The following is a 25,603-nucleotide window of genomic DNA, read 5'->3' as shown; positions in this document are numbered from 1 at the left end:
CATCCGCCGCCAGGGGGCTGGCTGATTTCGGCCGGTGCCGATTCGGAAGTCCATGACCAGACGCGCAGCGATCCTCGCCTTCAGTCTTGTTGTCCTGATCGGCCTGCTCGGATTGCAGCCGTGGGACCTTGCGCTCGAGCGGGTGCAGCGCAACGTCGTCGCCGCAATCGCCAAGAAGACCGGCTTCGTCGTCGAGACCGTCGAGCGCGCCGAGATCGCGCTCCTGCCGTTCCCGCGCATCAGCCTGTCCCAGGTCAGCTTCAGCCAGCGCGACGGCGCGCTTTCCGGCGAAGCGGTTCGCGTGCGGGCGCATCTGCGCCTGCTGCCCTTGCTGACCGGCACGCTCAGCTTCGACAGGATCGACCTCGTCGCGCCGCAGATCGACGTGGCGGTCGCGCCCGGCAGCGATGGCGTGACGGAGTGGCTTGCCGCGCCGCTGGCCGAGATCGAGCGGCTGCGCAGCCAGAGCAAGATCGTAGTCCAGGGCGGCTCGCTCTTCCTGCGCGCGAACGGCGCGATCCAGAGCGTGGTCCGCGACGTCCATCTCGTCATCGACGAACGCAGCCTGAACGAGCCGCTGGAATTGTCGGGATCGCTGACCTGGCGCGGCGTCCCAACCGAGGTGAGCCTGCGTTGGCCAATGGTCGGCCGCAACGGCAAGGCTGCGCTCTCGGCCAATTCGTCGCTTTTGAAGCTCAGGTTCGACGGCACGCGGTCCGCGCCTGACGAACCGGTCATCAATGGCCTTCTCGCCCTGTCCACCCCTTCCATTCCCCAGCTGCTGCGCTGGTTCGGCGAAGATTCGCGCCTGTCCGCGGCGCTCGGTGCCCTGACGCTGTCGGCCGATCTGCAGCTCAAGCCGCATGAAGCCTCCTTCAACAACGCCATCGCCAGCCTCGACGGCGAGCGTCTCGACGGCGTGCTCAAACTCTCCGAGACCGGGGCCGGACGCTTCGCGCTCTCGGGAACGCTGGCAGGGGCGACGCTCGACATCGGCCGCCTCGTCAATCGCCTGCCGATCCCGTCCGTCGACGCCAGCGATATCGGCCCGCTCGATCTCGACGGCTGGACCGAGCGCGAGATCGACCTCAGAATCTCGGTCGATGCCGCCAAGCTGAATGGCGCCCGCCTTAACGACGTCGCCAGCTATCTCCTGATCAAGAAAGGGCGCTTCGAGACCGGGCTGCTCCGGGCCGGCGCCTATGGCGGCAGCGTCAAGACGCGCCTCCTGGCGGTCAGCGCCCCCGCCGGGGTCGATGTGAAGCTCCAGGCCGGGCTCGAGCGCGTGAACTTCGGGCAGGCGTCGACTGACCTGCCGCAGCTGTCGCGGCTGAGCGGCAACGCCACCTTCCAGCTTGCGCTCGACGGCGCCGGCCGGACCTTCGATGAATTGCTGGGCTCTTTGGCCGGACGTGCCAATCTGTCGGTCAAGCAAGGCGAGTTCGGCGGGATTGCGTTCGTCGACCTGCTGCGCCGCGCCGAGCGCGCGCCCGCCCAGACCCTGCGCGACTGGCGCCAGGGCAAGACGCCGTTCGAGAGCCTGACCGCCAATGCCGGCATCGCCGGCGGGCTGATGGTCCTGACCGACGCCCAGATGAGCGGGCAGTCCTATCGCCTCAACCTGAGCGGCAACGCGTCGCTACGCACCCGCATCTTCGACATGGCCGCCTCGCTGGCGTCCACGACCAGCACGCTGACACTACCTTTCAGCCTCAAGGGTCCGGTGACCGCCCCGCTCTTCGAGCTCGAGACCGAGGCCTTCCTGAGTCCCGCCAGCGGCACGTCCTTCCCATCTCTCCTCACGCGCTGATCGAAGCGACTTCCGCCGCGCGCGGAAATCCGCTCTGATGCGGCAAAGGCCGCCTGACGGCCGGAACGGGGGAGCGTGATGAGGCAATGGATCACGGGCGTTCTCGCCCTTGCAGGATGGGTCGCAGCGGGAATGGCCGACGCACAGGATCTGATGACCGAGAAGAAGGTCTTCGAGCTGCCGAGCTTCACGACCCAATCGGGGCGCACGCTGAAGCAGGTCCGAGTCGGCTGGGAGAGCTACGGTACGCTCAATGCCGACAAATCCAATGCCGTGCTGATCTGCCACTTCTTCTCGGGCAACTCGCACGCCGCCGGCAAATACGACGCCAAGGACGCACAGCCCGGCTACTGGGACGCGATCATCGGCCCCGGCAAGGCGATCGACACCGACAAGTATTTCGTCATCGCCTCCGACACGCTGGTGAACCTCAACACCGGCGACCCGAAGACGACCACCACAGGCCCCGCCTCGGTCAATCCCGACACCGGCAAACCCTACTCGCTCGACTTTCCCATCGTCACCGTCCGCGACTTCGTCGAAGTTCAGAAGGCTCTCGTCGAAAGCCTTGGAATCAAAAAGCTTGCCCTGGTCGCCGGCCCCTCGATGGGTTCACTCCAGACCTTCGAATGGGCCGCGAGCCATCCGGAGATGGTCGCCAAGGCGATGCCGGTGATCGGCGCGGCCGAGGCCGATGCGATGCTGATCGGCTGGCTCGACGTCTGGGCGGCGCCGATCCTGGTCGACCCCAACTGGAACAACGGCGACTATTACGGCAAGACGCCGCCGCTTGCCGGCCTCGCCAAGGCGCTGACCGCGGTGACGCTGCAGGCGAACCACCAGGAATGGGCGAACGCCACCTTCGGGCGCCGCCCCGCGAAGGAAGGGGAAGACCCGGGCAAGGCGCTCTCCAACAAGTTCCAGGTCCAGAGCGTGCTCGACAATGCCGGCGCAGCCCGAGCCAAGGTCTCCGACGCCAATCACTTCCTCTATCTGGTCAAGGCCAACCAGCTCTTCGCGGCCGGCAGCACTTCGCTCGCCGACGGCATGGCGAAGACCAAGGCGCCGATGTTGCTGGTGACGCAGCCGAAGGATCTGGTCTTCACCCCGGACGCGGTGGAGCGCACGGTGAAAGCGGCGAAGGACGCCGGGCGCGACATCACCCATGTGACCATCGACGGCGTCCGCGGTCATCTCGACGGCGTGATGTCGATGAAGCAGGCGGAAGGCGCCATCCGGGCGTTCCTGGCGAAGTAGGAACCGGTCTCGTCCAGACCCGCGCGCGGTTCCGGCTCATCCCGCGAACCGCTCGCGGTAGGCTTGCGGCGTCGTGCCGAGCCGCCTGAGGAATGCGCGCCGCAGCGTTTCCTCCGAGCCGAAGCCGCAGCGGCCGGCGACGCGGGCGACGGAGTGCCCCTGATCCAGCATGTGGCGCGCCGTCTCGATTCTGATCTCTTCCACGGCCCGGGCCGGGGTCAGGCCCGTTGCCGACCGGTAGTGGCGGGCGAAACTGCGCAGGCTCATATTCGCCCGCGCGGCCAGCCGCTCGAGCGACAGGTCGCTGTGGAGGTTCTCGACGATCCAGGCATGCAGGCCGTCGAAGCGCTCGTCCCGCCCCTGCAGGGCGAGCGTTGTGCTGAACTGGGACTGCCCACCCGGGCGCTTCAGGAAGACAACGAGCTGGCGCGCCACCGCCAGCGCCGTTTCGCGGCCGAGATCCGCTTCGACGAGCGCGAGAGCGAGGTCGATCCCCGCCGTCACCCCGGCCGAGGTCCAGACATTGCCGTCGCGGATGAAGATCGGATCGGGATCGAGGCGGACGTCGGGAAAGCGCGCCGCGAACTCGGCACAGCGCCCCCAATGGGTGACGGCGCGCCTGCCGTCCAGAAATCCGGCGGTCGCCAGCAGGAACGCGCCGCTGCAGACGGAGGCCACGCGCCGTGCCGCACCGGCCCGCTCGCGTAGCCATGCGACAAGGGCCGGGCTGTCGCATGCGGCCTGGATGCCGTAGCCGCCGGCGACGACCAGCGTGTCGACGGGTTGGTCCGGCCCGGAAAGCGGCTCCGTCAGCAGCACAAGTCCCGCCGAGGTCATCACGTTGGGCCCGGCCGCCACCACCCGCGTCTCATAGGGCACATCAGTTCTCGCCATGGCGGCGAGATCGTTGGCCGTGGCGAAGACCTGCAGCGGTCCGGTTACGTCCAGGATCTGACCCTTCGGAAAGGTCAGGATCTCGATACGACGCGGCGTCTTTGGCATGAAACGAGGGGTGTTTGACAGAACAGCCAAAGGCTGGTCCGCTATCGTGCCCCTGTCAATCAGGAGCCGCACCATGTCGTTTCATTTCGGCCTTCTCGTTTTCCCGGGCGTTCAGCAACTCGATCTCACCGGGCCGTACGAGGTCTTCGCCTCGCTCCCCGGAGCCCGTGTCGACCTCATCTGGAAAACGCTGGCACCGGTGCGGTCGGCGACCGGCCTTCCTCTGACGCCGACGACGACGCTGGCGGAGTGCCCGCCCCTCGATGTGCTCTGCATTCCCGGCGGAGGCGGCATCAACGCGCTCCTCAACGATGAGACGGTGCTCGACTTCCTGCGCAGGCAGGCGCCGTTGGTGCGTTACCTTACCTCCGTCTGCACAGGGTCCCTGGTCCTCGGCGCCGCTGGCCTCCTCAATGGCAAGCGCGCCACCACCCATTGGAATGCGCATGACTTCCTCAGCCATCTCGGCGCGATCCCCGTAAAGGAGCGTGTCGTGCAGGACGGCAGCCTCATCACGGCCGGCGGCGTCACCTCCGGCATCGATTTCGGCCTGACGGTCGTGGCGGCATTGACCAGCCGGGCCGAGGCCGAGACGATCCAGCTCTCGCTGGAATATGCCCCCTCGCCGCCGTTCCGGTCCGGCACGCCGGAGGAAGCGACGCCCGCCATCGTGGCCGAAGCCCGCCGCCGCACGGCCGCGTCGCGCGCCGAGCGGGAGGCGATCCTCCTGCGGAAGTGAGCGCCGGCGGCGAGCTGCGCCACACCCGCCGGCTGCGATACCGACGATCAACGAGCTCGTATCGGCATCCCGGAGGCCCGGGCCTACGACAGGCGATAGGCTGCCGCCACGGCGCTCCCGCATGGCCGCGCGATCTTGTCCCCTTGGCCGCGCGCGGCAGTGGGATGTTAAGGTTGAACGGAAGCGGAGGATGTAACGCCGCTGACCGGCCGACGATGCCCGAGAATGCGGCCCCGGATGGACCATGCTCGAGCTCGATCACCTCACCGTCATCGCACCGACCCTCGCCGAAGGGGTGGCCCATGTCCGGGCTTGCCTCGATATCGACGTGCCCTTCGGGCAGCGCCACGGCTATATGGGCACGTACAACCATCTGCTCCAGCTCGGCGGCCGGGTCTATCTGGAGATCGTGGCCCGCGACCCGGACGCCGCGTCGCCAGGCCGCGCGCGCTGGTTTGGTCTCGACGATCAGCGGAAGGTGCGAGCCGACTGGGATTCGGGCCGCCGCTTGCGGGGATGGGTTGCCCGCACCGACGCGATCGACGCCGTGCTCGCGGAGCGCGGACACATCTTCGGAGAGAAGATCGCGCTGCCCTGGGCCGAACCGTCGTTCGATTTTGCAATCCCGATAGACGGCTCGCTTCCGCTCGGCGGCGCTGCTCCCTCGATCATCGACAGGCGCGGAAAGCCACGCTCAATGGAGAGCATCGCCGATCTGGGAGCCAGGCTCCGATCGTTCTCGCTCGAACATCCCGGCTCCGAGGCCCTCTCCGACCTCTATCGCGAGATCGGTATCGTCGGCGCGCCCGAGATCCTGCGCGGACCGGCCCTGTGCTACCGGGCGCAGATCGAGACCGCCCGCGGCCTGAAGCAGCTCTGTTGAAGCCGCCTACCCCGCCAGCGTCGCCTTCACCCCGTCGATCACGAACTGTACGGCGAGCGCGGCCAGGATCACGCCGAGCAGCCGCGTCAGCACGACATTGCCGGTGACGCCGAGGAGCCTGGCGATCGGCGTCGCAGCCAGGAACACGGCAAGGCAGCTCAGGATCACCAGCCCGCAGATCACAGCCAGCGCGATCAACAGCAGCGGATCGCCTCCTGCCCGACCCGCGAGCAGGATCATGGCCGTGAGCGCGCCGGGTCCCGCCATCAGCGGGATCGCCAGCGGAAAGGCCGCGACATTGCGGATATGATCCTGTGTGATCGCGGTGTCGGCGGTCTGCTGCTTGCGCTCGTTGCGGCGCTCGAACACCATCTCGAAGGCGATCCAGAACAGCAGCAGCCCGCCGGCGATGCGGAAGGCCGGCAGGGAGACGCCGAGCGCCTTCAGCACGACATCGCCGGCCACGGCGAAGAAGCCCATGATGCAGAAGGCGATGATCGAGGCGCGCACCGCCACCTGCCGCCGCTCGCCTGCCGACATGCCGCGCGTCAGAGACAGGAAGATCGGCGCCAGACCCGGCGGGTCGAGCGCCACCAGCATCGTGACGAGGGCGGATGTGACGAATTCGATGAACATGCGGAGGTGACTTCACCACGGCTTTTGCCCGCCGTCACCCGCGAAGAAAGGCGGGATTGTGGCAGGAGCTGTGGATGCTGACAAAAACAGCCGCCAAAACATTGATATCGCTTGGATATTTTTTACTTGGACAGCGCCCGCTTTTGCTGGCGCGAAAGGCCGGAATCGGGTAGCCAGAAGCCTGAAAAATACTAGGAATCGGGACATTTCCCTTTGAGCGACGATACCGACGACAAGCGCGACGACGCCCCGGATTTCGGCGGCGACATCAAGCCGATCGCGATCACCGACGAGATGAAGAAGAGCTATCTCGATTACGCCATGAGCGTGATCGTGAGCCGCGCTCTGCCCGATGTCCGCGACGGCCTGAAGCCTGTCCACCGCCGCATCCTGTTCTCGATGCATGAGAACAAGAACCTGCCCGAGCGGCCCTACACCAAATGCGCCCGCATCGTCGGCGACACGATGGGTAAATACCATCCGCACGGCAATCTCGCGGTCTATGACGCGCTGGTGCGCATGGCGCAGGACTTCTCGCTGCGCCTGCCGCTGATCGACGGTCAGGGCAATTTCGGCTCGATGGACGGCGACAGCCCCGCCGCCGACCGTTACACCGAGGCGCGTCTCGACAAGGCGGCGATGCCGCTGCTCGAGGATCTCGATCTCGATACGGTCGATTTCCAGCCGAACTACGACGGCAAGGAGCATGAGCCGACGGTTCTGCCGGCGCGCTATCCGAACCTGCTCGTCAACGGCGCCGGCGGCATCGCGGTGGGCATGGCGACCAACATCCCGCCGCATAATCTCGGCGAGGTCATCGACGCCTGCATCGCCTTCATCGACGATCCCGAGATCTCGATCGACAGCCTGATCGAGATCGTCCCCGGCCCCGACTTCCCGACCGGCGCCTCGATCATGGGCCGCAGCGGCATCCACGCCGCCTATCACACCGGCCGCGGCTCGATCGTGATGCGCTCGAAGACGCATATCGAGGAGCTGCGCAAGGAGCGCGAGGCGATCATCGTCACCGAGATTCCCTATCAGGTGAACAAGGCGACGATGGTCGAGAAGATTGCCGATCTCGTGCGCGAGAAGCGCATCGAGGGCATCTCGGACCTGCGCGACGAGTCGAGCCGCGAGGGCGTGCGCGTCGTCATCGAGGTCAAGCGCGATGCCGTCGCCGACGTGGTGCTGAATCAGCTCTATCGCTTCACCCCGCTGCAGACCTCCTTCGGCGCCAACATGGTGGCGCTGAATGGCGGCCGCCCCGAGGTGCTCAACCTCAAGGACTTCATTTCGGCCTTCGTCGAGTTCCGCGAGGAAGTCGTCTCGCGGCGCACGCGCTACCTGCTGAACAAGGCCCGTGAGCGAGCCCATGTGCTCTGCGGCCTGGCCACGGCGGTCGCGAATATCGACGAGGTCATTCGCCTGATCCGCACCGCGCCGACCCCGGCCGCGGCGCATGAATCGCTGATGGCACGCGACTGGCCGGCCGAAGACATCGCCCCGCTGATCGCGCTGGTCGACGATCCGCGCCACCCGATGAACGCGGACGGCACCTATCGGCTCTCCGACGCGCAGGCGAAGGCGATCCTCGAGCTGCGCCTCGCCCGCCTCACGGCTCTCGGCCGCGACGAGATCGGCGACGAACTGCAGAAGCTCGCCACCGAAATCGCGGATTATCTCGACATCCTGCGCTCGCGCGCCCGCATCCAGTCGATCGTCAAGACCGAGCTGGCGGAAGTGAAGGCTGCCTTCGCCACGCCGCGCCGGACCGAGATCCAGGACTGGGGCTCCGACCTCGACGACGAGGATCTGATCGCCCGCGAGGACATGGTCGTCACCGTCAGCCATGGCGGCTATATCAAGCGCGTGCCGCTCTCGACCTATCGGGCGCAGCGGCGCGGCGGCAAGGGCCGCTCCGGCATGGCGACCAAGGACGAGGATTTCGTCGCAAGGCTCTTCGTGGCCAATACCCATACGCCGGTGCTGTTCTTCTCGTCCGAGGGCCAGGTCTACAAGGAGAAGGTCTGGCGGCTGCCGCTCTCGGCGCCGAACGCCCGCGGCAAGGCGCTGGTCAACATGCTGCCGATCGAACAGGGCGAGCGCATCACCACGATCATGCCGCTGCCGGAGGACGAGGCGAGCTGGGAGACGCTCGACGTGATGTTCGCCACCGCCTCAGGCGGGGTGCGCCGCAACAAGCTCTCCGACTTCGTCAACGTCAATCGCGCCGGCAAGATCGCGATGAAGCTCGACGAGGGCGACCATATCGTCGACGTGCAGATCTGCACCGAGAACGACGATGTGCTGCTGACCACGGCCGACGGCCAGTGCATCCGTTTCGCGGTGCCGGAAGTGCGCGTCTTCAAGGGCCGCGACTCGACCGGCGTGCGCGGCATCAACCTGGCCAAGGACGATAAGGTGATCTCGCTGGCGATCCTGCGCCATCTCGACGCCACGCCCGACGAACGCGCCGCCTATCTCAAGCGCGCGGCGGCGGCCCGCAGGGCGCTTACCGGCGAGGCCGAGGATGGTGCCGAGGTCACGGCAGTGATCGAGGCTGATGCCGAGGAGAGCGGCGGCGACATCGAGCTCGGACTTGAGAAATACACCGCCATGGGCGCGGCCGAGCAGTTCATCCTGACCATCTCGGAGCGGGGCTACGGCAAGCGCACCTCCTCCTTCGAGTATCGGGTCACCGGACGCGGCGGCAAGGGCATCGTCGCCATGGTGGTCAACGACCGGAACGGCAAGCTCGTCGCGTCGTTCCCGGCCGTGGATACCGACCAGCTCATGCTCGTCACCGATGGCGGCCAGGTCATCCGCGTGCCTGTCGATGCCGGGCCGGACAACCGCATCCGCATCGCCGGCCGCTCGACGCAGGGCGTCACGGTGTTCAACACCGCCAAAGACGAGAAGGTCGTCTCGGTCGAATGCATCAACGACGACGGTGAGAATGGCGAGGAGGCCGGCGACGAGGCTCCGAGCGATGATCAGACGGAAGGCTGATCTGTCAGTGCTTTGCGGTGAGGTGTTCAGCTGATGACTCAGCTTTCGCCTCACTGTCTGCGCAAAGGTGACGGGAATGACGTCTGTCATTCCCGCGCGAACCGAAGCGTAGACCCAGGAATCTCGTTCAGGAGATTCTCGGGTCAAGCCCGAGCCTGACGGATAGTCCTCGCGACTTCGTTTGACTCGTAACGCTCCTCGCGCTCCCATCCGGTCATGAAGGCTCGTTCCGTGCCCGTCCGCTCGCCCGCGATCACGCCGGAGATCATGCTGCGCGCCTACGCCGCCGGCATCTTTCCGATGGCGGAAAGCGCCGATGATCCCGGCCTGTTCTGGGTGGAACCGGAGCTGCGCGGCGTCATCCCGCTCGAAGGCTTCCACCTCTCTTCGCGCCTCGCGCGCACCGTCCGCTCGGACCGCTTCGAGATCCGGGTCGACAGCGATTTCGAGGCGGTGATCGCAGCCTGCGGAGAGGCCCGGCCCGACCGGCCGGAAACCTGGATCAATACCCGCATCCGCGCCATCTTCGGCGAGCTTTTCGCGCTCGGCCACGTCCATACGGTCGAGTGCTGGCGCGAGGGCCGCCTCGTCGGCGGGCTCTATGGATTGTCGCTCGGTGCCGCCTTCTTCGGGGAAAGCATGTTCCACCGCGAGACCGACGCCTCCAAGGTCGCGCTCGTCCATCTCGTCGCGCGGCTGCGGCGCGGCGGCTATCGCCTGCTCGACACCCAGTTCCAGACCGGCCATCTCGCACAGTTCGGCACCGTCGAGATCCCGCGCGAGGCCTATCGGCTCCGGCTCGACGATGCGCTGCGCCACCAGGGCAACTGGCTGGCCTGGCCGATGGGCACTGTCGTCAGTGGCCAGCAGGCGCTGGCCGAACTTTAGCCCGAAGCCGGCCCGCGCGGATCGAGGCGCTCCGCCAGCCAGACGACGGCGATTGCGACGCTGACGCCCCAGCCGACCTCGACGACGCGCGAGAGCATCATCTGCTGCGCACTGGTTCCGGGATGTGGGACGAGCAGGATGATCGTCGCGGTGATGCCGGCGAGGCGCGCGGCGCTGGCGACGTTCAATAGCCAGGCGGCCAGAACCGAAAGCGCCGCCGCCAGCAGATAGCTCAGGATGTGCTGGCCGGTGACGAGCACGACCGCAACGCCGATCGCGCCGCCGATGGCAGCCCCGACGAACTGGTCGCGCGCCGTCGTCCGCGTCGCGCCGAACTCGGTCTGAACCACGGCAATCGCGGTGATGGCGGCCCAGAAGCCTTCACGCAGCCCCAGCGCCTGCGTCGGCAAATAGGCGGCGAGCGCCGCTGCACTCGACATCAGCGCGTGTTCGAGACCATCGCGGAAGCGCTGGCCAGCGGGAAGCCGCTTGCGCAGATCGGCGAGATGACGGCGCAGGCGCCTGATGCGCGTCGTTTCGCGCCCGGCTCCCTTGGTGGCGCCGTCGGGCGGCACGGATCAGCCGCCGCCGGTCGGGTCGCGGCCCTGGCCGGGATTGGTCGGGAAGAAGCGCTGGCTCGGCCGCTGCGGCTGCACCGGCACGCCACGCGGCGGCTCGACATCGATGCGCCCGCCGGGGGGCGGCACAGGCTGTTGCAAGGGCGGCGGCTGGTTGGGATCGCGTGGCGGCGTGCGCGGGCGGCGCGGATCCTCTGGCGCCGGCGGTGGCTCGGGCTCCTTCGGATCGACCACGAGTTCGGTGCCACCCTTGCACTCGGTCAGCCACACATCATAGATCGCGTGCTCGACACCGTGCAGGCCGGGGCTCGCCGCATACATCCAGCCGGTGAAGATGCGCCGGTACTCGTTCTTGAACGTCACCTCGTCGACCTCGACGAAGGCGTCGGTCTGCGGCGCCTCGGTCGGCGGCCGGCTCCAGCAGACGCGCGGAGTCAGTTGCAGCGCGCCGAACTGCACCGTCTCGTCCACGGCCACCTCGAAGGAGATGATGCGGCCGGTGATCTTGTCGAGCCCAGCGAAGACCGCAGTCGGGTTGCGGACGCGGTCGGCCTGCGCCGGTCCCATCGCAGCGAGCAGCGCGGCCGCGCTCGTGGCGAGGCCTGCCAGGGTCGAAAGGCGGAACAAGGACGGCATGCTGGCGCGAATCTCTTCCACAGCGCGGAAAGACCGCGACGGGGCGCAGTAACACGGCAAAGGCAGCGGAAAAAGGGCATCGCGCCCGAAACGGCCATTTCAGCTGCCGCTGCGGCCGCCCTGCCGCCCAGCAAAAAGGCCGCCCGAAAGGAGCGGCCCTGATATCTCGCAACCTGCCCTGCGACCTGGATCACCACGCGTCCGATCGGACGCGATAACGGTGGTCCATGTAGACTGCCATCGCATCGGATTTTTCCGGGAAGTGGTCTTCCCCTTTCGGTCCGATGCCTTGCCTCAGCGGCCCGGCGTCCAGGCCTGGTAGTCGCCGGTCGCGGCCGGGCGCTCGCCCTCGGCCAGCGTCGAGCCCTGCGGGCGGTAGGCCAGCGCCGTCCCGGTCCAGTTCTGCTCGTGCGGCTGCTGCCACTCGCGCGGCTGGTAGCTTTCCTCGGAGGGGGCGACGTCGACGGTGTGATGCAGCCAGCCATTCCAGCCGGGCGGCACCTTGGAGGCCTCGGCCTCGCCCCTGTAGATCACCCAGCGGCGCTGGAAGCCGAGCGCCTTGTCCTTCACCCCACCCTTGGTGCGGTAATAGACATTGCCGAACTCGTCCTCGCCCACCTTCTCGCCGAAGCGCCAGGTGTGGAAGCGCGTCCCGATGGTCTGGCCGTTCCACCAGGTGAAGATCTGCAGCAGCCAGTCCTTCATTGCCTTCAGTCCATGCGCTTGCAGCGCCGTGCGGAGAGGCCGGCGCGTCTTGGCCCGACTTATGGCGGCAGGACCCTGCTCTGTCCAGTCCGGAACGCTGTCGTTGGGGCGCTTCGCCGCGTCGGCGCCGCCGAATGCACCCTGGCGATATCCACAGGAGGGTACGAAGCGATGGTCCGGCGGGGCGCCGCCTCGGCCGCGCGGCATACGGCCTGATTCCTCCTGCTATCCGCCGCTGATTCCCGCCTGCGCTCCGCCGGAATTTCGCCGCGATTCGGCTCGCCCACCGCCATGATTCAGCGCCGAAGCGCACCGACTTCAAGCACTTGGAGCGGTCGCCGCAAGCGCCGTCTGCAAGCCCGCGGCCGGCGCCCAGGTTCACATCTCATTTACCGTGAATAGTGGGGATTTTAGGAACTGCGCTTCGGACGGCGCTGTGGCAATCTTGCCGCGCAGCGGCGATTCTTCCCGCCATTTCCAAGGCTTAGCCGGGGCCTTGAAACTTATCCCCATAACCCACACATCCCTACCAGATGTCGTGTCCACAGGGGTCTCGCTCCACTATTCCTTGACGCACGGAAGCGAACGGCTGTAGATTTTGACCATCGCATGACGGCCGGCGGCACCCCCTCTGGATGACTGCGAACCCTAGTTTTCCAGAGTGCTTACGGGCCTGCCGCCGCATCCGCTGACATCAGCGGAAGCGAACGGATTTGCGCGGGCATTTTGGGCGCGTCCGGGCCTGCAAGCGGGGCGACACCGCTAAGGACCCACGAGGCATCGAACCGAGTTTGGACTGACATCAGGAGCCGGCGATCAACCGGCCGCGCGGGGTATCCACCCGCGGCATGCAAGGACGAAGATCATGCGCATCGAGCGCCGCTATACCTCCGCCGGTCAGTCGCCCTACGCCGCGATCCCGTTCCGATCGGCCGTCAGCGAGATCAAGAACCCGGACGGCTCCGTCGTCTTCCGGCTCGAAGGCATCGAAGTCCCCGAGGCCTGGTCGCAGGTCGCGAGCGACGTGCTCGCCCAGAAGTACTTCCGCAAGGCCGGGGTGCCGGCGCGCCTGAAGAAGGTCGAGGAGAACGACCTCCCCTCCTTCCTCTGGCGCTCCGTCGCCGACGAGGCTGCTCTTGCCGAGCTGCCGGAAGGCGAGCGCTACGGCTCCGAGATTTCCTCCAAGCAGGTCTTCGACCGCCTTGCGGGCTGCTGGACCTATTGGGGCTGGAAGGGCGGCTATTTCTCCTCCGAGGAGGATGCCGCGGCCTTCCATGACGAATTGCGCTTCATGCTCGCGACCCAGCGCGTCGCGCCGAACTCGCCGCAATGGTTCAACACCGGCCTGCACTGGGCCTATGGCATCGACGGTCCCAGCCAGGGCCATTTCTACGTCGACTTCAAGACCGGCAAGCTGGTGAAGTCGAAGTCGAGCTACGAGCATCCGCAGCCGCATGCCTGCTTCATCCAGGGCGTGCAGGACGACCTCGTCAACGAGGGCGGCATCATGGACCTCTGGGTCCGCGAAGCCCGCCTGTTCAAGTATGGCTCCGGCACCGGCTCGAACTTCTCGATGCTGCGCGGCGAAGGCGAGAAGCTCGCCGGCGGCGGCAAGTCCTCCGGCCTGATGTCATTCCTCAAGATCGGCGACCGCGCCGCAGGCGCCATCAAGTCGGGCGGCACGACGCGCCGCGCCGCCAAGATGGTCGTGGTCGATGCCGACCATCCGGATATCGAGGCCTATATCGACTGGAAGGTGAAGGAAGAGCAGAAGGTCGCTGCCCTCGTCACCGGCTCCAAGACCGTCAAGAAGCACATGAAGGCTGTGCTCAAGGCATGCGTGAACTGCGAAGGCGATGCCGATTCCTGCTTCGACCCGGAGAAGAACCCCGCCCTGAAGCGCGAGATCAAGCTCGCCCGCAAGGCGCTGGTGCCGGACAACTACATCAAGCGGGTCATCCAGTTCGCCAAGCAGGGCTACAAGGACATCTCCTTCGACACCTATGACACCGACTGGGATTCCGACGCCTATCTCACCGTCTCCGGCCAGAACTCGAACAACTCGGTCTCGCTGACCGACGACTTCCTGCGCGCCGTCGAGAACGACAATGACTGGAACCTGACCGCCCGCACCTCCGGCAAGGTCCTCAAGACGCTGAAGGCCCGCGACCTCTGGGAGAAGATCGGCTACGCCGCCTGGGCCTCGGCCGATCCCGGCCTGCACTTCAACTCGACGATGAACGACTGGCACACCTGCCCGGCCTCGGGCCGGATCCGGGCGTCCAACCCGTGCTCCGAGTACATGTTCCTCGACGACACCGCCTGCAATCTGGCCTCGGCCAACCTGCTGCAGTTCTACGATACGGAAACCAAGGCCTTCGACGTCGCGGCCTATGAGCATCTCTGCCGGCTCTGGACGGTCGTGCTCGAGATCTCGGTGACGATGGCGCAGTTCCCCAGCCGCGAGATCGCCGAGCTCTCCTACGAGTACCGCACGCTCGGCCTCGGCTACGCCAATATCGGCGGTCTGCTGATGACCATGGGCCTCGGCTACGACAGCGACGAGGGCCGCGCGCTCGCCGGCGCGCTGACCGCGATCATGACCGGCGTCGCCTATGCGACCTCGGCCGAGATGGCGGGCGAGCTCGGCCCCTTCCCCGGCTACAAGAAGAACGCCAGCCACATGCTGCGCGTCATCCGGAACCACCGCACCGCCGCCCACGGCCTCGCCGACGGCTATGAGGGCCTGAGCGTTACGCCCGTCCCGCTCGACCACGCGACGCTGGCCCGCCTCGGCGGCTCGGCCATCACCATGGCGGAGCGCTCGCGCGCCGTCTGGGACGAGGCGCTCGAGCAGGGCAAGCGCTACGGCTATCGCAACGCCCAGTCGACCGTGATCGCGCCGACCGGCACGATCGGCCTGGTCATGGATTGCGACACCACCGGCATCGAGCCCGACTTCGCCCTGGTGAAGTTCAAGAAGCTCGCCGGCGGCGGCTACTTCAAGATCATCAACCGCGCCGTGCCGGACGCGCTGCGTGCGCTCGGCTACCGCGAGGCCGATATCGCCGAGATCGAGGCCTATGCCGTCGGCCACGGCTCGCTGAAGCAGGCGCCGGGCGTCAACCCGTCGACGCTGCGGTCCAAGGGCTTCACCGACGAGAAGATCGAGGCGGTCGAGAAGGGGCTGAAGAGCGCCTTCGACATCAAGTTCGTCTTCAACAAGTGGACGCTGGGCGAGGATTTCCTCACCGGCACGCTCAAGGTCCCGGCCGAGAAGCTGAACGACATGTCGTTCGAGCTCCTGCCCTTCCTCGGCTTCAGCAAGGCCGAAATCGAGGCCGCGAACGTCCATGTCTGCGGCGCGATGACGCTGGAAGGCGCCCCGCACCTGAAGACCGAGCACTACAACGTCTTCGACTGCGCCAATCCCTGCGGCCGCATCGGCAAGCGCTACCTCTCGGTCGAGAGCCATATCCGCATGATGGCGGCGGCGCAGCCCTTCATCTCGGGCGCGATCTCCAAGACCATCAACATGCCGAACGACGCGACGGTCGAGGACTGCAAGAGCGCCTACATGCTCTCCTGGAAGCTGGCGCTGAAGGCGAACGCCCTCTACCGCGACGGCTCCAAGCTCTCGCAGCCGCTGAACTCGGCGCTGATCTCGGATGAGGACGACGACGCCGACGACGCGCTTGAGACGCTGGTCGCCGCGCCGATGGCGGCGCGCGCCACCCAGATCTCCGAGAAGATCGTCGAGCGCATCGTCGAGCGCATCGAGCGCAAGCGCGAGCGCGAGAAGATGCCGGACCGCCGCACGGGCTACATCCAGAAGGCGACGGTCGGCGGCCACAAGGTCTATGTCCACACCGGCGAGTATTCGGACGGGCGCCTGGGCGAGATCTTCATCGACATGCACAAGGAAGGCGCCGCCTTCCGGGCGATGATGAACAACTTCGCCATCGCGGTCTCGCTCGGCCTGCAATACGGCGTGCCGCTGGAGGAGTATGTCGAGGCGTTCACCTTCACCCGCTTCGAGCCCTCGGGCTTCGTCGCCGGCAACCAGTCGATCAAGAACGCGACCTCGATCCTCGACTACGTCTTCCGTGAGCTCGCGATCTCATATCTCGGTCGGAACGACCTCGCGCATGTCGACCCCAGCGAGATCGGCCATGACGTGATGGGCGGCGGCGTCGGCCAGGACAAGGCGCCGGATGCGGCTCCGATCCTGTCGACCCCCCTCGCCTCGACCGGCTTCCGCCGCGGCAAGCCGATCAACCTGCTCGCCATCCAGGGCGGCGGGGCGGCGAACGACGCGGTCGCCCGCTCAGCCTCCACTGTGACGGCTCTCGCCACGGCTGGCGCGACCGCGCTGAAGGAGGAGCCGGAGGCCTATGGCGAAGCGGAGATGGCCAAGCTCGGCTTCGCGGCGCCCGCCGCCCAGCCGACCCAGTCGGAGCGCCGGGCCGAGGCGATCATGAAGGGATATGTCGGCGACAGCTGCGGCGAATGCGGCAACTTCACGCTGGTCCGCAACGGCACCTGCCTGAAGTGCAACACCTGCGGATCCACGACAGGCTGTTCCTAGTATGCCGAGTTAATTGATGATGAAAAGAGAGGCATAATGTTGCCTCGATTTTAGGAAAAGTTCCGCAAACAGATTTGCGCCGCGCGGCCATCAAGCCGGGCGGCGCTTTGCTTTTCAGCCAATCAGATCGGGCATTCGGGGCCGCTAGCTTCCAACGGCCTGGAACACGGCGCGTCGGCCAGCATCCGTCAGGCCTGAACTAAACGTGAGGTCGAAGACGACGAGCTTCATCACTGACTCGTGCATGTCAGCCCCTCTGATCAACAGGAGTGGCAAAGGGACATGAAGGACTGAGTGATGACGAACAACACCATCCTAGCAATGGTGACAAGAGGCAGCGGCGCCTCTCGGCGTCGGCCGATCCACCCGTCGCTGAGCACCGCAATCCGATGACGATGGTCCCGAGGATGGGAGCTCGCTTCGCTCTTGCCGAGCGCTCCGCTACGATCGGATCGACCATTTTCCCGAGGTGTGATGCAAATGTCGGATGGGAATGAGGCGACGCAAGCCTATGAGGCACTCCTCAAGCAGCAGTACGGCTTTCCCGACGAGTGGTTCTACTACGAACGCATCGACGACCGCTCAGGAAGCGGGGGTGTCCGTGCATTCGACCAACCTCGATTGGATCGGATGCCCGAAAATCTGCTGAAGGACCGGGGCCTATTCAAGCGCCTGGTGCTGAGCGTCAGGGACCTGTCGCACGCCGGAAGCGCGATCGCCTTCATCGAGGAGGAGGTGGACCACGATGGACGATATCCCCTCGCGGCCGTGAGGAAGTTCCTCTGCTACGAAACGACCTTGATCGTCTCCTATTGCCGACCCTTCTCGGAATCGAGGGGAGACATTCCCTCCCTCTCCTACGGCGCCCTAGGGATCAAGCTCTCGCCATTCACCCGCGCCTTGCACGACGACCTCATCAGCAAGCGGAACACCATCTTCGCTCACAGCGACGCCAGCCAGGTCGCGTACAGAGCCCCCGTGGTGATGAAGGGCCGCGACGGCGCTGGCGAGCCTTTCACAACCCTGTTCCCGCCAAGGTTCAACGAGGGGATCATGCTGGACTACCAGCGCGTCCAGCAGGCCAAGATTCTCAACAAATCGCTGCTCGGCGCCGTCATGGCGCGCCTACAGGCGATGCACGTCCACTTCCTCGACGTTCTGCCGTCGATGGACATGGACCTGCACGACCCAGCCCCCGATGGCTACGATTCCGCGTAGCGCTGTACGTAGAGCTATGGGTTATTCTGTCCGCGACGAAAAACACCTGCTCACGCGTCGGCACGGTCGATACCCTCCACTCCCCCAGCGCACGATGCGCCGGAATGGCGAATGCCCGTTTGAGCCCCTACGCCTCTTCCAGATCGCGCGGTGGGGCCGCCGCGACCAACTTGCGATCATTCGTCGGCAGCAGGCCGGCCCGTTTTTCCGTAACCCAGGAAATCCTGCCGTACCGGAGCTCGACCGCGTCTTCGAACTTGGCGCGATCGAGGCCGAGCGTCTTCAGACCCCGTCGCAGCCGGAAACGGGCCACACCGTCCAGCAGGTTTTGGAACCCGATCTTCGGCTTCTGCTGCAACTCGCGGACCGTATGGTAAAGGCCGGTGAGACCCAAGATGCCGGCGGTCGCGACTGCAGCGGACTGAGGCAGTCCGACCACCGATCCAGCAGCTCCGGCCGAAAGGATGACAACCGTCGACCAAGTCAGTCCTGTTTCGAGGCGACCGATGAACCTGTTCGATCCCGAGATCAATGTGTCAACTCTGTCGATCTCGCCCTGTCTGGCCGCCAAGGCGATCCCGTGGAGTCGCTTGCGCTCCGCGCGCAACGCTTCCAGCTCAGCGTCTCGTTGCCCCAAAGCTCGTTTCGCCTCGGCGACATCTGCCTCATGGGCCTCTTTGAGCTCCCGCTTTTCCTGCCCGTGACGCTGCGCGGCCACCCGGGCCTTCCTCTCATATTCGCTGCGGACCTCGTTGGCGGTCGCGTTGCGCATCTCTTCCAGGAGCATCTGGGGATTGGCGGTGGTCGCTAGGCGTTCGAGGCCGAGCGTCTCGTCCATCAGCCGTTCGACACTGCGCTGGTCGGAGAGCAGCAGCTCGAACTGCTGGGCGCGTTCGGGGTCAAACTCCTTCAGCTTGTCGTGGACGGCCTTCAGCACTTCCTTACGCGGCCTGAGGACGCGTTCGCAGGAGGCGATGAGATGCCCGCGCGGAATGTCGACCTGCTTGGCCTTAGCATCGTCCCTGACGAGGCCGGTCCGAAGCCAGGCCGTCATCGCGAGCTCGCGCTTGATGATGACGGGCGGTGTTTGCCGATCGTTGATCATCCGGTTCTTGCGGCAGAAGTCGCGGGCGTAGTCCACGAAGATCGGGTTCGTGGTGACGAAGACGAACCTGGAGGTCAACGGGTCGGCGCTCTTGTGCCCCGCCCTCAGCCGCATGGTGAGCGCTGCGCAGGTTGCATCGTGCTCCCGGGCGTCGACGGAATCGACCTTCCAGCGGATACCGGCGAAAAAGTCGTCATAGGTCGCCTTGTCGAAGAACTTCGTCTGGGAGGGCGTCGTGGTCAGGTCGATCGGACGCACCGTAACACCGACCTGCTGGAGAGCGCGCTCGGGATCCCGGATCACCGACCTAACGAAATCCTCGTTGATCTCGTTTTTCATCAGGGCCGAGTGCGTCGGCCCATGGCGGGCGGAGAGCGGCTGGGAGAGCATGCTCTGCAGGTTTCTCGACATCTCCTCCACGCTGACCGGAAGGACGATGACGTTGCAACCGATGCCGCGCAGCGAGGTCACGACGTTGGCGATGTCCTCGCAGGCCTCCTTCCCCGACAATCCCAAAAGATCGAGCGCAACCGGGGTATCGAGGATCAGCGTGAGGTCGGACTTCTTGGTCTCCCCGGTCGGCTTGACGAAATCCTCGACGACCTCGGTGAGCAATCCGATCGAGGCCAACCTGGCGAGGTGAGGAACGAATTCGCTCTTGTTCTTGACCAAGTCGTGAACAAAGCGGGCGCACAGGTACTGCTCCTCGCGGCTCAGCGTCCGTCCGCCCTCCTCAAGCCGATCGAGGACAGCCTGGTTCGCCATCCCCAATCGGATGCGCTCGACATGCAGGGCGAACGCCTCCTCCGTGAACGCGTCGAAGGAAACCAGGAAGCGTATCAGAATGTCCTTCAAGCTCTCGCGATCCAGGGAGAACTGGAACAGGTCAGTGACCTTCGGTGGGAACTTTTCGAAATCGTCCACAATCCGATCCAGGACCTGAACAATCTCGATCTGGTTCTCGTCATCGTCAGCCGCAGGCTGGAACGAGACCGTGAAGACGGCGCCAGCCTGTCGCTTCAGATAACCTTTCGCAAGCAGGCGGCCTGTAAAGCTCTCGGCGACATCCTTGTTGAACCTCCACCCATAGATCTTCTGGACGCCTAGCGAGAGAAGGCCGCCGTCGAAGATGGTGCCGTTCATCGCGGCCAGGACCGGTTCGAGGAACGGGATGAGGGCGTCGAGCACGTCGCCGTCCTGGTTCACCTTCAACCCCGAAAGGGCGGCGTATACTCTCAGAGCATGTCTGGTGACCGTGGTCATTGGGATCGCTCACCAACCGACTTGGCAGGGAAATCCCGAGCCACGTCCCGTGGCGTACGGCATTGCAGGTCGACGCGCCGCCACGCAGCGCCAGGATGATGGCCGGCCATTCGCGAATCTCCCAGGCAACACCATTAGATCGCGTCGCGAGCTCCTCCACCAGCGGCAACTCCGCGATTAATCCCAAGTGTTCTTTAGGGATCCGAGTTCCTCGGCCCAGTTTGAGGTGGACAACTACCAGATGTCGCTCTCGCCGAGTATTGCTCCTTCCGGTTTCATCCTAGCCTCGCGACGAATATCTAAAGGAAGCTCGCGAGCGTGCCCGTGTCTGTTGCAATATCTGATAAGGTCGTGGCCGAGCTGCTGCGGATGGAGGAGGATTGCACCCACTCCGGCAAGGCTCATTTCAACGCCGCGACCCGCTGGACGAGGTGGAACTATATCTTCGGCATTCCCTCCGTAGGGCTGAGCGCGCTAGCGGGGGGCGCCTTCTTCCAGGATTACGCTGTCTCCGCAGGATTGATGTCGTCTGGCGTCACCGTGCTCACGGCGCTGATGACGTTCCTCAAGCCAGACGAGAAGCTTCATCACTGACTCGTGCATGTCAGCCACTCTGAAACAAGAGCGGCAAAGGGACATGAAGGGCCGGGCGATGACGAACAACACCATCCTCGCAATGGTGAAAAACCGCCTCCGCGACAACCTTCAGCAGCTCAATCATAAGATTTCCGATGAAGACACCGCTCGGTTGGCACGCTTCCTACTCGAGGACCTTGATGCCGCCCAGTGGCGGCTCGTTCCAGCAGCGCCGACGCGGGAAATGGTCACCGCATCGATGACCGCCATGCGTAAGCGCCGCAAACGTCAAGGCAGAGTTGCCGAGAGGCTGAAGCATGCGTGGAGGCTGGCCGCGGGCATTGAGGCTGCTCCTCATTGGAATGTTACCAAGCAACCATCTGGCGCGCTCCTCAGCGTCGACAAGAATGGCGGGCTTCGAGACGACGAACGACTACAGCTTCATGACAATGCACTGAACGTTGGGACGCTCGAGAGCATGTCGGATGAACTCTTCGAAGAGCCTAACGCCGAGCTAGCCCAGTACGAACGCGAGGGCGATAGTTCGTGACTTCACGTCGATATACGGGCTCCGTTGGCCGAAATGCCTACTTCGGCCTCTCCAAGGTGGCCGACAGTCGCTCAGCCGGAACCGGCCCATTGCTGACGCTGGCAATGTCCGCTTTCGGGCATGCCGATTGTTTACACCCTAGCGTAAATGATGGGGCTCGCCTGTTGAGAGCTGAAGGGTTTTCCGGCCTCTTTTAATCGAGCGAATGGCGTCACTCTCATAGTCGTCCAACGCAGGGAGTGGCCATGAACCCGAAAGAACTCATCGACCGTATCGTCTCAATGCCGCCGCCGGCTCAGGGCGTCGCCGCCACGCCACCCGCAGAGGTCGTCGCGATGGTCGTCCGCATGGCCCGCGGGCTAAGACAGTGGAAGCAAGACACGCTCGCCGACTTCGCGCGCGTCAGCATGTCCACGGTCGAGCGCGTCGAGCGCGCTGAGCCGGTCAGTATCGAAAGCCTCGACCGAATCGCTCAGGCACTCGGTTACGAACCCGGCGCCTTCTCAGCGCCCCGCCTGCCAATCCCCAAGGAAGAGGCGGCCACGCAGATGGTCGATCAGCTCGGAAATCTCCAGCAGGTCGAGGTGCGCCCGTTCGAAACCCACCGCCAGATTAGAATGATCGCAGCCACCCAGGCCTGTTACATCCACCGCCCCGAGGTAGGGGCCGCCTACGACGAGCAGGTAGCGGGCCTGCGGGAGTGGCTAGACTTGGCGTCCTTCGCACTGGGGCCTGCCCCCGTCGACGGGGGCAGGCCGATCCGTCGGCGGGCACTCTGCGACGGCATCCTGGCCGCGGTTGCCGATCTGCGCCGCCGCGGCGTCACGGTTCTCGTCGGCATCGCCGACGCGCCAATCCCGGGATCCGCCGATTGGAAAGTGGCGATCATCTCGCTCACGCCCAAGCTCTCCGATCCCGGCGCGCCCAAGCGCCGGGCGATCTTCGTCGATAAGCGCTGCTTGCGTCCCGGTCCCGGCTATCTGGAACACCTGTCCGACGAGGCGGACCTCTAGATAGAGATCGTTCGCGGGATGCTGCCGGCGCGATCAGTCGAATCGGAAGCCGAAGAGCCCGGTCGTCTCGTCCCGATCCGATAGCCTCGGTTCTATGATCGCGGCCTCACGGTCGATGCCGTCTTCGAGCTTCAGTGAATCGTAGATGTCGCTGTTCATCGTGACGATGTACTGCCGCCCGTAATCTCTGGCGGCAGCGGCACCCAGACCTATGGCACGCGCAACCTGCCGGGGATCGACACCGTCGAAGAGGTGGCTGTCGTGGATAAGAAAGCCTGGTCCGTTCCCTCGCTTCGACCAGATGCAGAACAAGGCGTAGTCTAGGCAGAAGATCTCCATGCTTGAGATGCCCCCGCCACGGTCGCCCTGGATCGTGATCCGGAACTCTGGACCGTTCTCCGTGGCCTCGACCTCGAACTTGCCCTTCCTGTCCTCGTAGAGCTTTTTGATCGCCGCTCCGACGAGGAGGATGGCCTCGTTCAGCCGCTCGTGTCGGTTCTGGTGATCGAGCTGGAGCCGTTGCTTGATGCTCGCTCGCTCGATGGTGAGCTCCGTGCCCTCGCTGGCAAGGACCGTTGCCGACTGGAAGCGATCGCGCAGCGAGGCGGCCTCGGCCTCGGCATCGGCCAGCCGCTTCTGCAAGCCGACGAAATCCTCAAGAGCCCCACGCCCTTCCAGCAGTTGCAGGATCTCGCTCCGCTCGGCGTCCAGGATCGCGAACCGGTCCTCGCCCTTCTTGATCTGCCGCTCGGTCTCATCGACCTCCTCACTGAGGTGGGTGCGCCTGTTATCGATCACGCTCTTGTGGAAGCGGGCAACATCGTCGAATCGCCGAATGGCCACGTCCGGCAATTCGATGCCCACGGCAGCGTACAGCCGGCCGACGTCGCTTCGCTCGGGAACGCGTTCCACCTCGATGGCGTTGCGTAGGTGCGCGACGGTCTCGCGAAGCGGCACCGCACGTCGCGAAATCGCCTGCATCTCCACCTTGGCCCTGGTGGCCTGGTCCATCATCTCGCGATAGGCTTCGTGGACCTGGAACCGGCCCAGTTCCTCCTTGAGCTTGATAGCCCTCGCCTCAGCCTCGGCGAGCGCCGATCGTAGCTCGCCGACGCTCCCGATCACCTGTCCGAACGCGCCGTCTTCAACCGCCTTCTTCAGCTCTTCGAGCTGCTTCTCGCGCTTCCGAATGGACTGAAGCGCCCTGGGAATTCGCCAGTCCAGGCCGAGCAGGTAGGAGAGGCTCACCTGCCAATCCGGGCGCTGCTGGGCCTCGGCCTGGCGCTCAACGTAGGAGTAGCCGCGCGAGCCCTGACGGCGGGCGAAGTAGCCGATCAGCGACCGGAAGCTTGGAGAGAAGCTCTCCTCGAACGCCGAGCCCTTCATCACGGACGGGAATTCGAACATGTGATGGGCGAGGAAGTCCTTCCATTCCTCGTTGGATATCGACAGCCCGCCGATATTCGAGGCCGAGCCGACGCCCGCCTTGTCCTTCTTCGCCGTCAGCTTGAAGTGCTCGACGCTCGCCGCGTCGATGTAGATGCGGCTCGGCTTCGATCCGCTCCTCTCGACCTCGACGTCGCGGCCCGCCACGCGGAAGGTCCCGCGGAAGGTGTTCTCGATCAGGGCCTTGTGGCGTAGGAGGCTATCCGGATCTGCCTTGGCCCCAAGCAGGAAGTGAATGATCTCGATGAGGCTCGACTTCCCAGCGCTGTTGCGCGTCTTGGCGTCGTCCTCCTTCGACGACTTATCAGACAGCAGGACGTTGAGCCCGCCATGGAAGCGCACGGGCTTGAACGTCTTCAGGTCGCTGTTGATCGAGATGATCATGCCGGCTCCGCCGGCCGCATCAGCCCGCCTGTCTCATCGATGGCCTTGATCGCATAAAGGAAGGTCAGAGCGAGGACGAACCAGTCGAACGAGATCGGGCTGGCCTCCTGAAGCGCCGCTCGTGACGCGCGCACGCGTTCCCAGAGCTCGGAAACGTCCCGGGGTCGGTCGAGCTGGGCAAGGATCTCCGCGCCAACGCCGACGATGGCGCGATGCGGTGATAGATGTTTCCCGGGAAGGATCATGCGGCGGCCTTGGACGGATCATCCTTAAAGATATCGCAGGCCTCAAAGAGGTAGGCGAGAAGCGCCTGCGCGGCGACTTGCCGCTCCGGCGGGACGCTGCCGATCCCAGTGATGCCTTCGTAGAGCGCTGTCAGGATCGCGTGCGGAGGCAGGTTCTGGGCGTCGAGGTCGGCATAGCGTTGCGAGAATACCTTGGCTACCTGTTTCCCGAGTTCCGGATCGGGATGCTGGTCGACATAGGTCGCCACGACGGTCGCATTGCCACTCGCGCCGATCAAGGTCCGCCGCCAGTGTCCTTGGATCCGGTTGATCTCAAGCTTATTCACGGGCGGCTGGTTGGGTTTGGCATCGGCGAAGGGCGCCTCGTCCATGCCCTTGATGACGCCGGCCATCAGCGTCGCGACCTCCTCCACCTGCATGTTCATGCTGTCCTCGGCCGAGGCGACCGGGCCGAGAAGGTACACGATGTCGTTCTCTGACAGGCCGAGGACGCGGTCGCTGAACGCCGGCGGCCCGATCAGTCCAAAACGGTGCTTCGAGTACTGGCGGCCGAAAGCCTCGATCAACTCGATGACATCGACGGGTACGCCGTCGAACAGGTTATGGACGAAGTGCCATTCCTTCATGATTGATGGCAGCTTCGACGCCGCGGCGGCGTAGTCGTCCTTCATCTTCTTCGTCACTGTGGCGGCGCTCACCGGCGTGTCGTGGCGCTTGCCGTAACACTGGAAGACGAACCCCGAACCTCGCAGGTAACCGTCGCAGCCCTTGTCACCGAGGCTGCCCATCGCTCTTGCCGGAACGAAGTCGGCGCCATGGAGCCGCTCCATCACTTCGGAAAAGAACTCCTGGAAGCCGTCTCCGTGAATTCGGCGCAGCTTGAGCTCAAGGGACATCTGCCATTGCAGACGCTGGTGTGGGGTCATCCAGTCGGACATGACCGCTCGCGATTGTTGGAGGGAACACTCACTAAAGGGCCAAGGCATCTCTCAGGCAACGTCCTAGCCCGCGTTATGCCCAAGCCGCGTCAATCCTGGTTAGCCTACGATGTTTCGAGAAATTGCTCGCT

At 65.1% G+C, this 25,603-nt stretch carries 20 protein-coding genes; 11 read left to right on the top strand and 9 right to left on the bottom strand.

Translation table 11 applies throughout. The annotated features are described in order from the left end of the window. Positions 1-52: 52 nt before the first annotated feature. Entirely contained in the window at positions 53-1,810 is a 1,758-nt protein-coding gene (locus AC1DNE_RS05175) for an AsmA family protein (RefSeq protein ID WP_476840938.1), read from the top strand. Between the two features lie 78 nt (positions 1,811-1,888). After that, entirely contained in the window at positions 1,889-3,067 is a 1,179-nt protein-coding gene (locus tag AC1DNE_RS05170; protein WP_476765308.1) for an E22 family MetX-like putative esterase, read from the top strand. Between the two features lie 36 nt (positions 3,068-3,103). Here the strand turns inward: AC1DNE_RS05170 and AC1DNE_RS05165 are convergent, their stop codons facing one another. Next, positions 3,104-4,069 carry a GlxA family transcriptional regulator gene (locus AC1DNE_RS05165; RefSeq protein ID WP_476765346.1) on the bottom strand — a complete coding sequence of 322 codons (966 nt, stop codon included), beginning with the start codon at positions 4,067-4,069 and terminating at the stop codon, positions 3,104-3,106. A 73-nt stretch (positions 4,070-4,142) separates the two neighbouring features. Between AC1DNE_RS05165 and AC1DNE_RS05160 the strand changes: the two genes are divergently transcribed. After that, complete coding sequence (locus AC1DNE_RS05160; protein WP_476765307.1) at positions 4,143-4,808, top strand: DJ-1/PfpI family protein; 666 nt, start codon at positions 4,143-4,145, stop codon at positions 4,806-4,808. Positions 4,809-5,052: 244 nt separating this feature from the next. After that, complete coding sequence (locus AC1DNE_RS05155; protein WP_476765306.1) at positions 5,053-5,691, top strand: VOC family protein; 639 nt, start codon at positions 5,053-5,055, stop codon at positions 5,689-5,691. 6 nt (positions 5,692-5,697) lie between these two features. Here AC1DNE_RS05155 and AC1DNE_RS05150 read toward each other — a convergent pair whose 3' ends face one another. After that, the gene (locus tag AC1DNE_RS05150; protein WP_476765305.1) at positions 5,698-6,327 is read right to left on the bottom strand and encodes a MarC family protein; all 630 of its coding nucleotides are present in this window, start codon (positions 6,325-6,327) and stop codon (positions 5,698-5,700) included. A gap of 213 nt (positions 6,328-6,540) precedes the next feature. Here AC1DNE_RS05150 and gyrA point away from each other — a divergent pair, with 213 nt between their 5' ends. Both gyrA and aat read left to right on the top strand, forming a co-directional pair. After that, positions 6,541-9,339, top strand: coding sequence for a DNA gyrase subunit A (gene gyrA, locus AC1DNE_RS05145; RefSeq protein WP_441470891.1), 2,799 nt, complete (start codon positions 6,541-6,543; stop codon positions 9,337-9,339). A 216-nt stretch (positions 9,340-9,555) separates the two neighbouring features. After that, on the top strand, positions 9,556-10,227 hold the full coding sequence (gene aat / locus AC1DNE_RS05140) for a leucyl/phenylalanyl-tRNA--protein transferase (protein WP_441470890.1): 672 nt from the start codon (positions 9,556-9,558) through the stop codon (positions 10,225-10,227). On the opposite strand, the gene AC1DNE_RS05135 is transcribed toward aat, so the two are convergent. From AC1DNE_RS05135 to AC1DNE_RS05125, 3 genes are all read right to left on the bottom strand, one after another. After that, the gene (locus tag AC1DNE_RS05135; protein WP_441470889.1) at positions 10,224-10,802 is read right to left on the bottom strand and encodes an FUSC family protein; all 579 of its coding nucleotides are present in this window, start codon (positions 10,800-10,802) and stop codon (positions 10,224-10,226) included. The genes aat and AC1DNE_RS05135 overlap by 4 nt on opposite strands. A gap of 3 nt (positions 10,803-10,805) precedes the next feature. Beyond that, the gene (locus AC1DNE_RS05130; RefSeq protein WP_441470888.1) at positions 10,806-11,441 is read right to left on the bottom strand and encodes a DUF2155 domain-containing protein; all 636 of its coding nucleotides are present in this window, start codon (positions 11,439-11,441) and stop codon (positions 10,806-10,808) included. Between the two features lie 294 nt (positions 11,442-11,735). Next, complete coding sequence (locus AC1DNE_RS05125) at positions 11,736-12,146, bottom strand: NADH:ubiquinone oxidoreductase subunit NDUFA12 (protein WP_441471085.1); 411 nt, start codon at positions 12,144-12,146, stop codon at positions 11,736-11,738. 865 nt (positions 12,147-13,011) lie between these two features. Here AC1DNE_RS05125 and AC1DNE_RS05120 point away from each other — a divergent pair. Both AC1DNE_RS05120 and AC1DNE_RS05115 read left to right on the top strand, forming a co-directional pair. Beyond that, positions 13,012-16,734 carry a vitamin B12-dependent ribonucleotide reductase gene (locus AC1DNE_RS05120; protein ID WP_441470887.1) on the top strand — a complete coding sequence of 1,241 codons (3,723 nt, stop codon included), beginning with the start codon at positions 13,012-13,014 and terminating at the stop codon, positions 16,732-16,734. A 480-nt stretch (positions 16,735-17,214) separates the two neighbouring features. Next, positions 17,215-17,952 (top strand): hypothetical protein, encoded by a 738-nt coding sequence (locus AC1DNE_RS05115; RefSeq protein ID WP_441513492.1) that lies wholly within the window; start codon positions 17,215-17,217, stop codon positions 17,950-17,952. A 127-nt stretch (positions 17,953-18,079) separates the two neighbouring features. Here the strand turns inward: AC1DNE_RS05115 and AC1DNE_RS05110 are convergent, their stop codons facing one another. Then, on the bottom strand, positions 18,080-20,320 hold the full coding sequence (locus AC1DNE_RS05110; RefSeq protein WP_476803855.1) for an AAA family ATPase: 2,241 nt from the start codon (positions 20,318-20,320) through the stop codon (positions 18,080-18,082). 351 nt (positions 20,321-20,671) lie between these two features. Here AC1DNE_RS05110 and AC1DNE_RS05105 point away from each other — a divergent pair, with 351 nt between their 5' ends. The 3 genes from AC1DNE_RS05105 (at position 20,672) to AC1DNE_RS05095 (ending at position 22,459) form a co-directional block, all read left to right on the top strand. Beyond that, positions 20,672-20,914 carry an SLATT domain-containing protein gene (locus AC1DNE_RS05105; RefSeq protein WP_441470837.1) on the top strand — a complete coding sequence of 81 codons (243 nt, stop codon included), beginning with the start codon at positions 20,672-20,674 and terminating at the stop codon, positions 20,912-20,914. A gap of 58 nt (positions 20,915-20,972) precedes the next feature. Continuing rightward, positions 20,973-21,446, top strand: a complete 474-nt coding sequence (locus AC1DNE_RS05100) for a hypothetical protein (RefSeq protein WP_441470836.1) — start codon at positions 20,973-20,975, stop codon at positions 21,444-21,446. Between the two features lie 245 nt (positions 21,447-21,691). Beyond that, positions 21,692-22,459, top strand: a complete 768-nt coding sequence (locus tag AC1DNE_RS05095; protein WP_441513495.1) for a helix-turn-helix domain-containing protein — start codon at positions 21,692-21,694, stop codon at positions 22,457-22,459. Positions 22,460-22,492: 33 nt separating this feature from the next. Here AC1DNE_RS05095 and AC1DNE_RS05090 read toward each other — a convergent pair whose 3' ends face one another. From AC1DNE_RS05090 to AC1DNE_RS05080, 3 genes are read right to left on the bottom strand one after another with little or no spacing between them, the layout of a single operon-like run. After that, a complete protein-coding gene (locus tag AC1DNE_RS05090; RefSeq protein WP_441513496.1) occupies positions 22,493-24,289 on the bottom strand; it encodes an ABC-three component system protein in 1,797 nt (598 codons plus the stop codon). Beyond that, positions 24,286-24,534, bottom strand: a complete 249-nt coding sequence (locus AC1DNE_RS05085; protein WP_441513497.1) for an ABC-three component system middle component 6 — start codon at positions 24,532-24,534, stop codon at positions 24,286-24,288. The genes AC1DNE_RS05090 and AC1DNE_RS05085 overlap by 4 nt, the downstream gene beginning before the upstream one ends. Beyond that, a complete protein-coding gene (locus tag AC1DNE_RS05080) occupies positions 24,531-25,472 on the bottom strand; it encodes a hypothetical protein (protein WP_441513498.1) in 942 nt (313 codons plus the stop codon). The genes AC1DNE_RS05085 and AC1DNE_RS05080 overlap by 4 nt, the downstream gene beginning before the upstream one ends. Positions 25,473-25,603: the final 131 nt, after the last annotated feature.

The sequence above is a fragment of the Allobosea sp. 05L423 genome (assembly GCF_056397745.1).
This window is presented reverse-complemented; position numbering and strand designations above follow the sequence as displayed.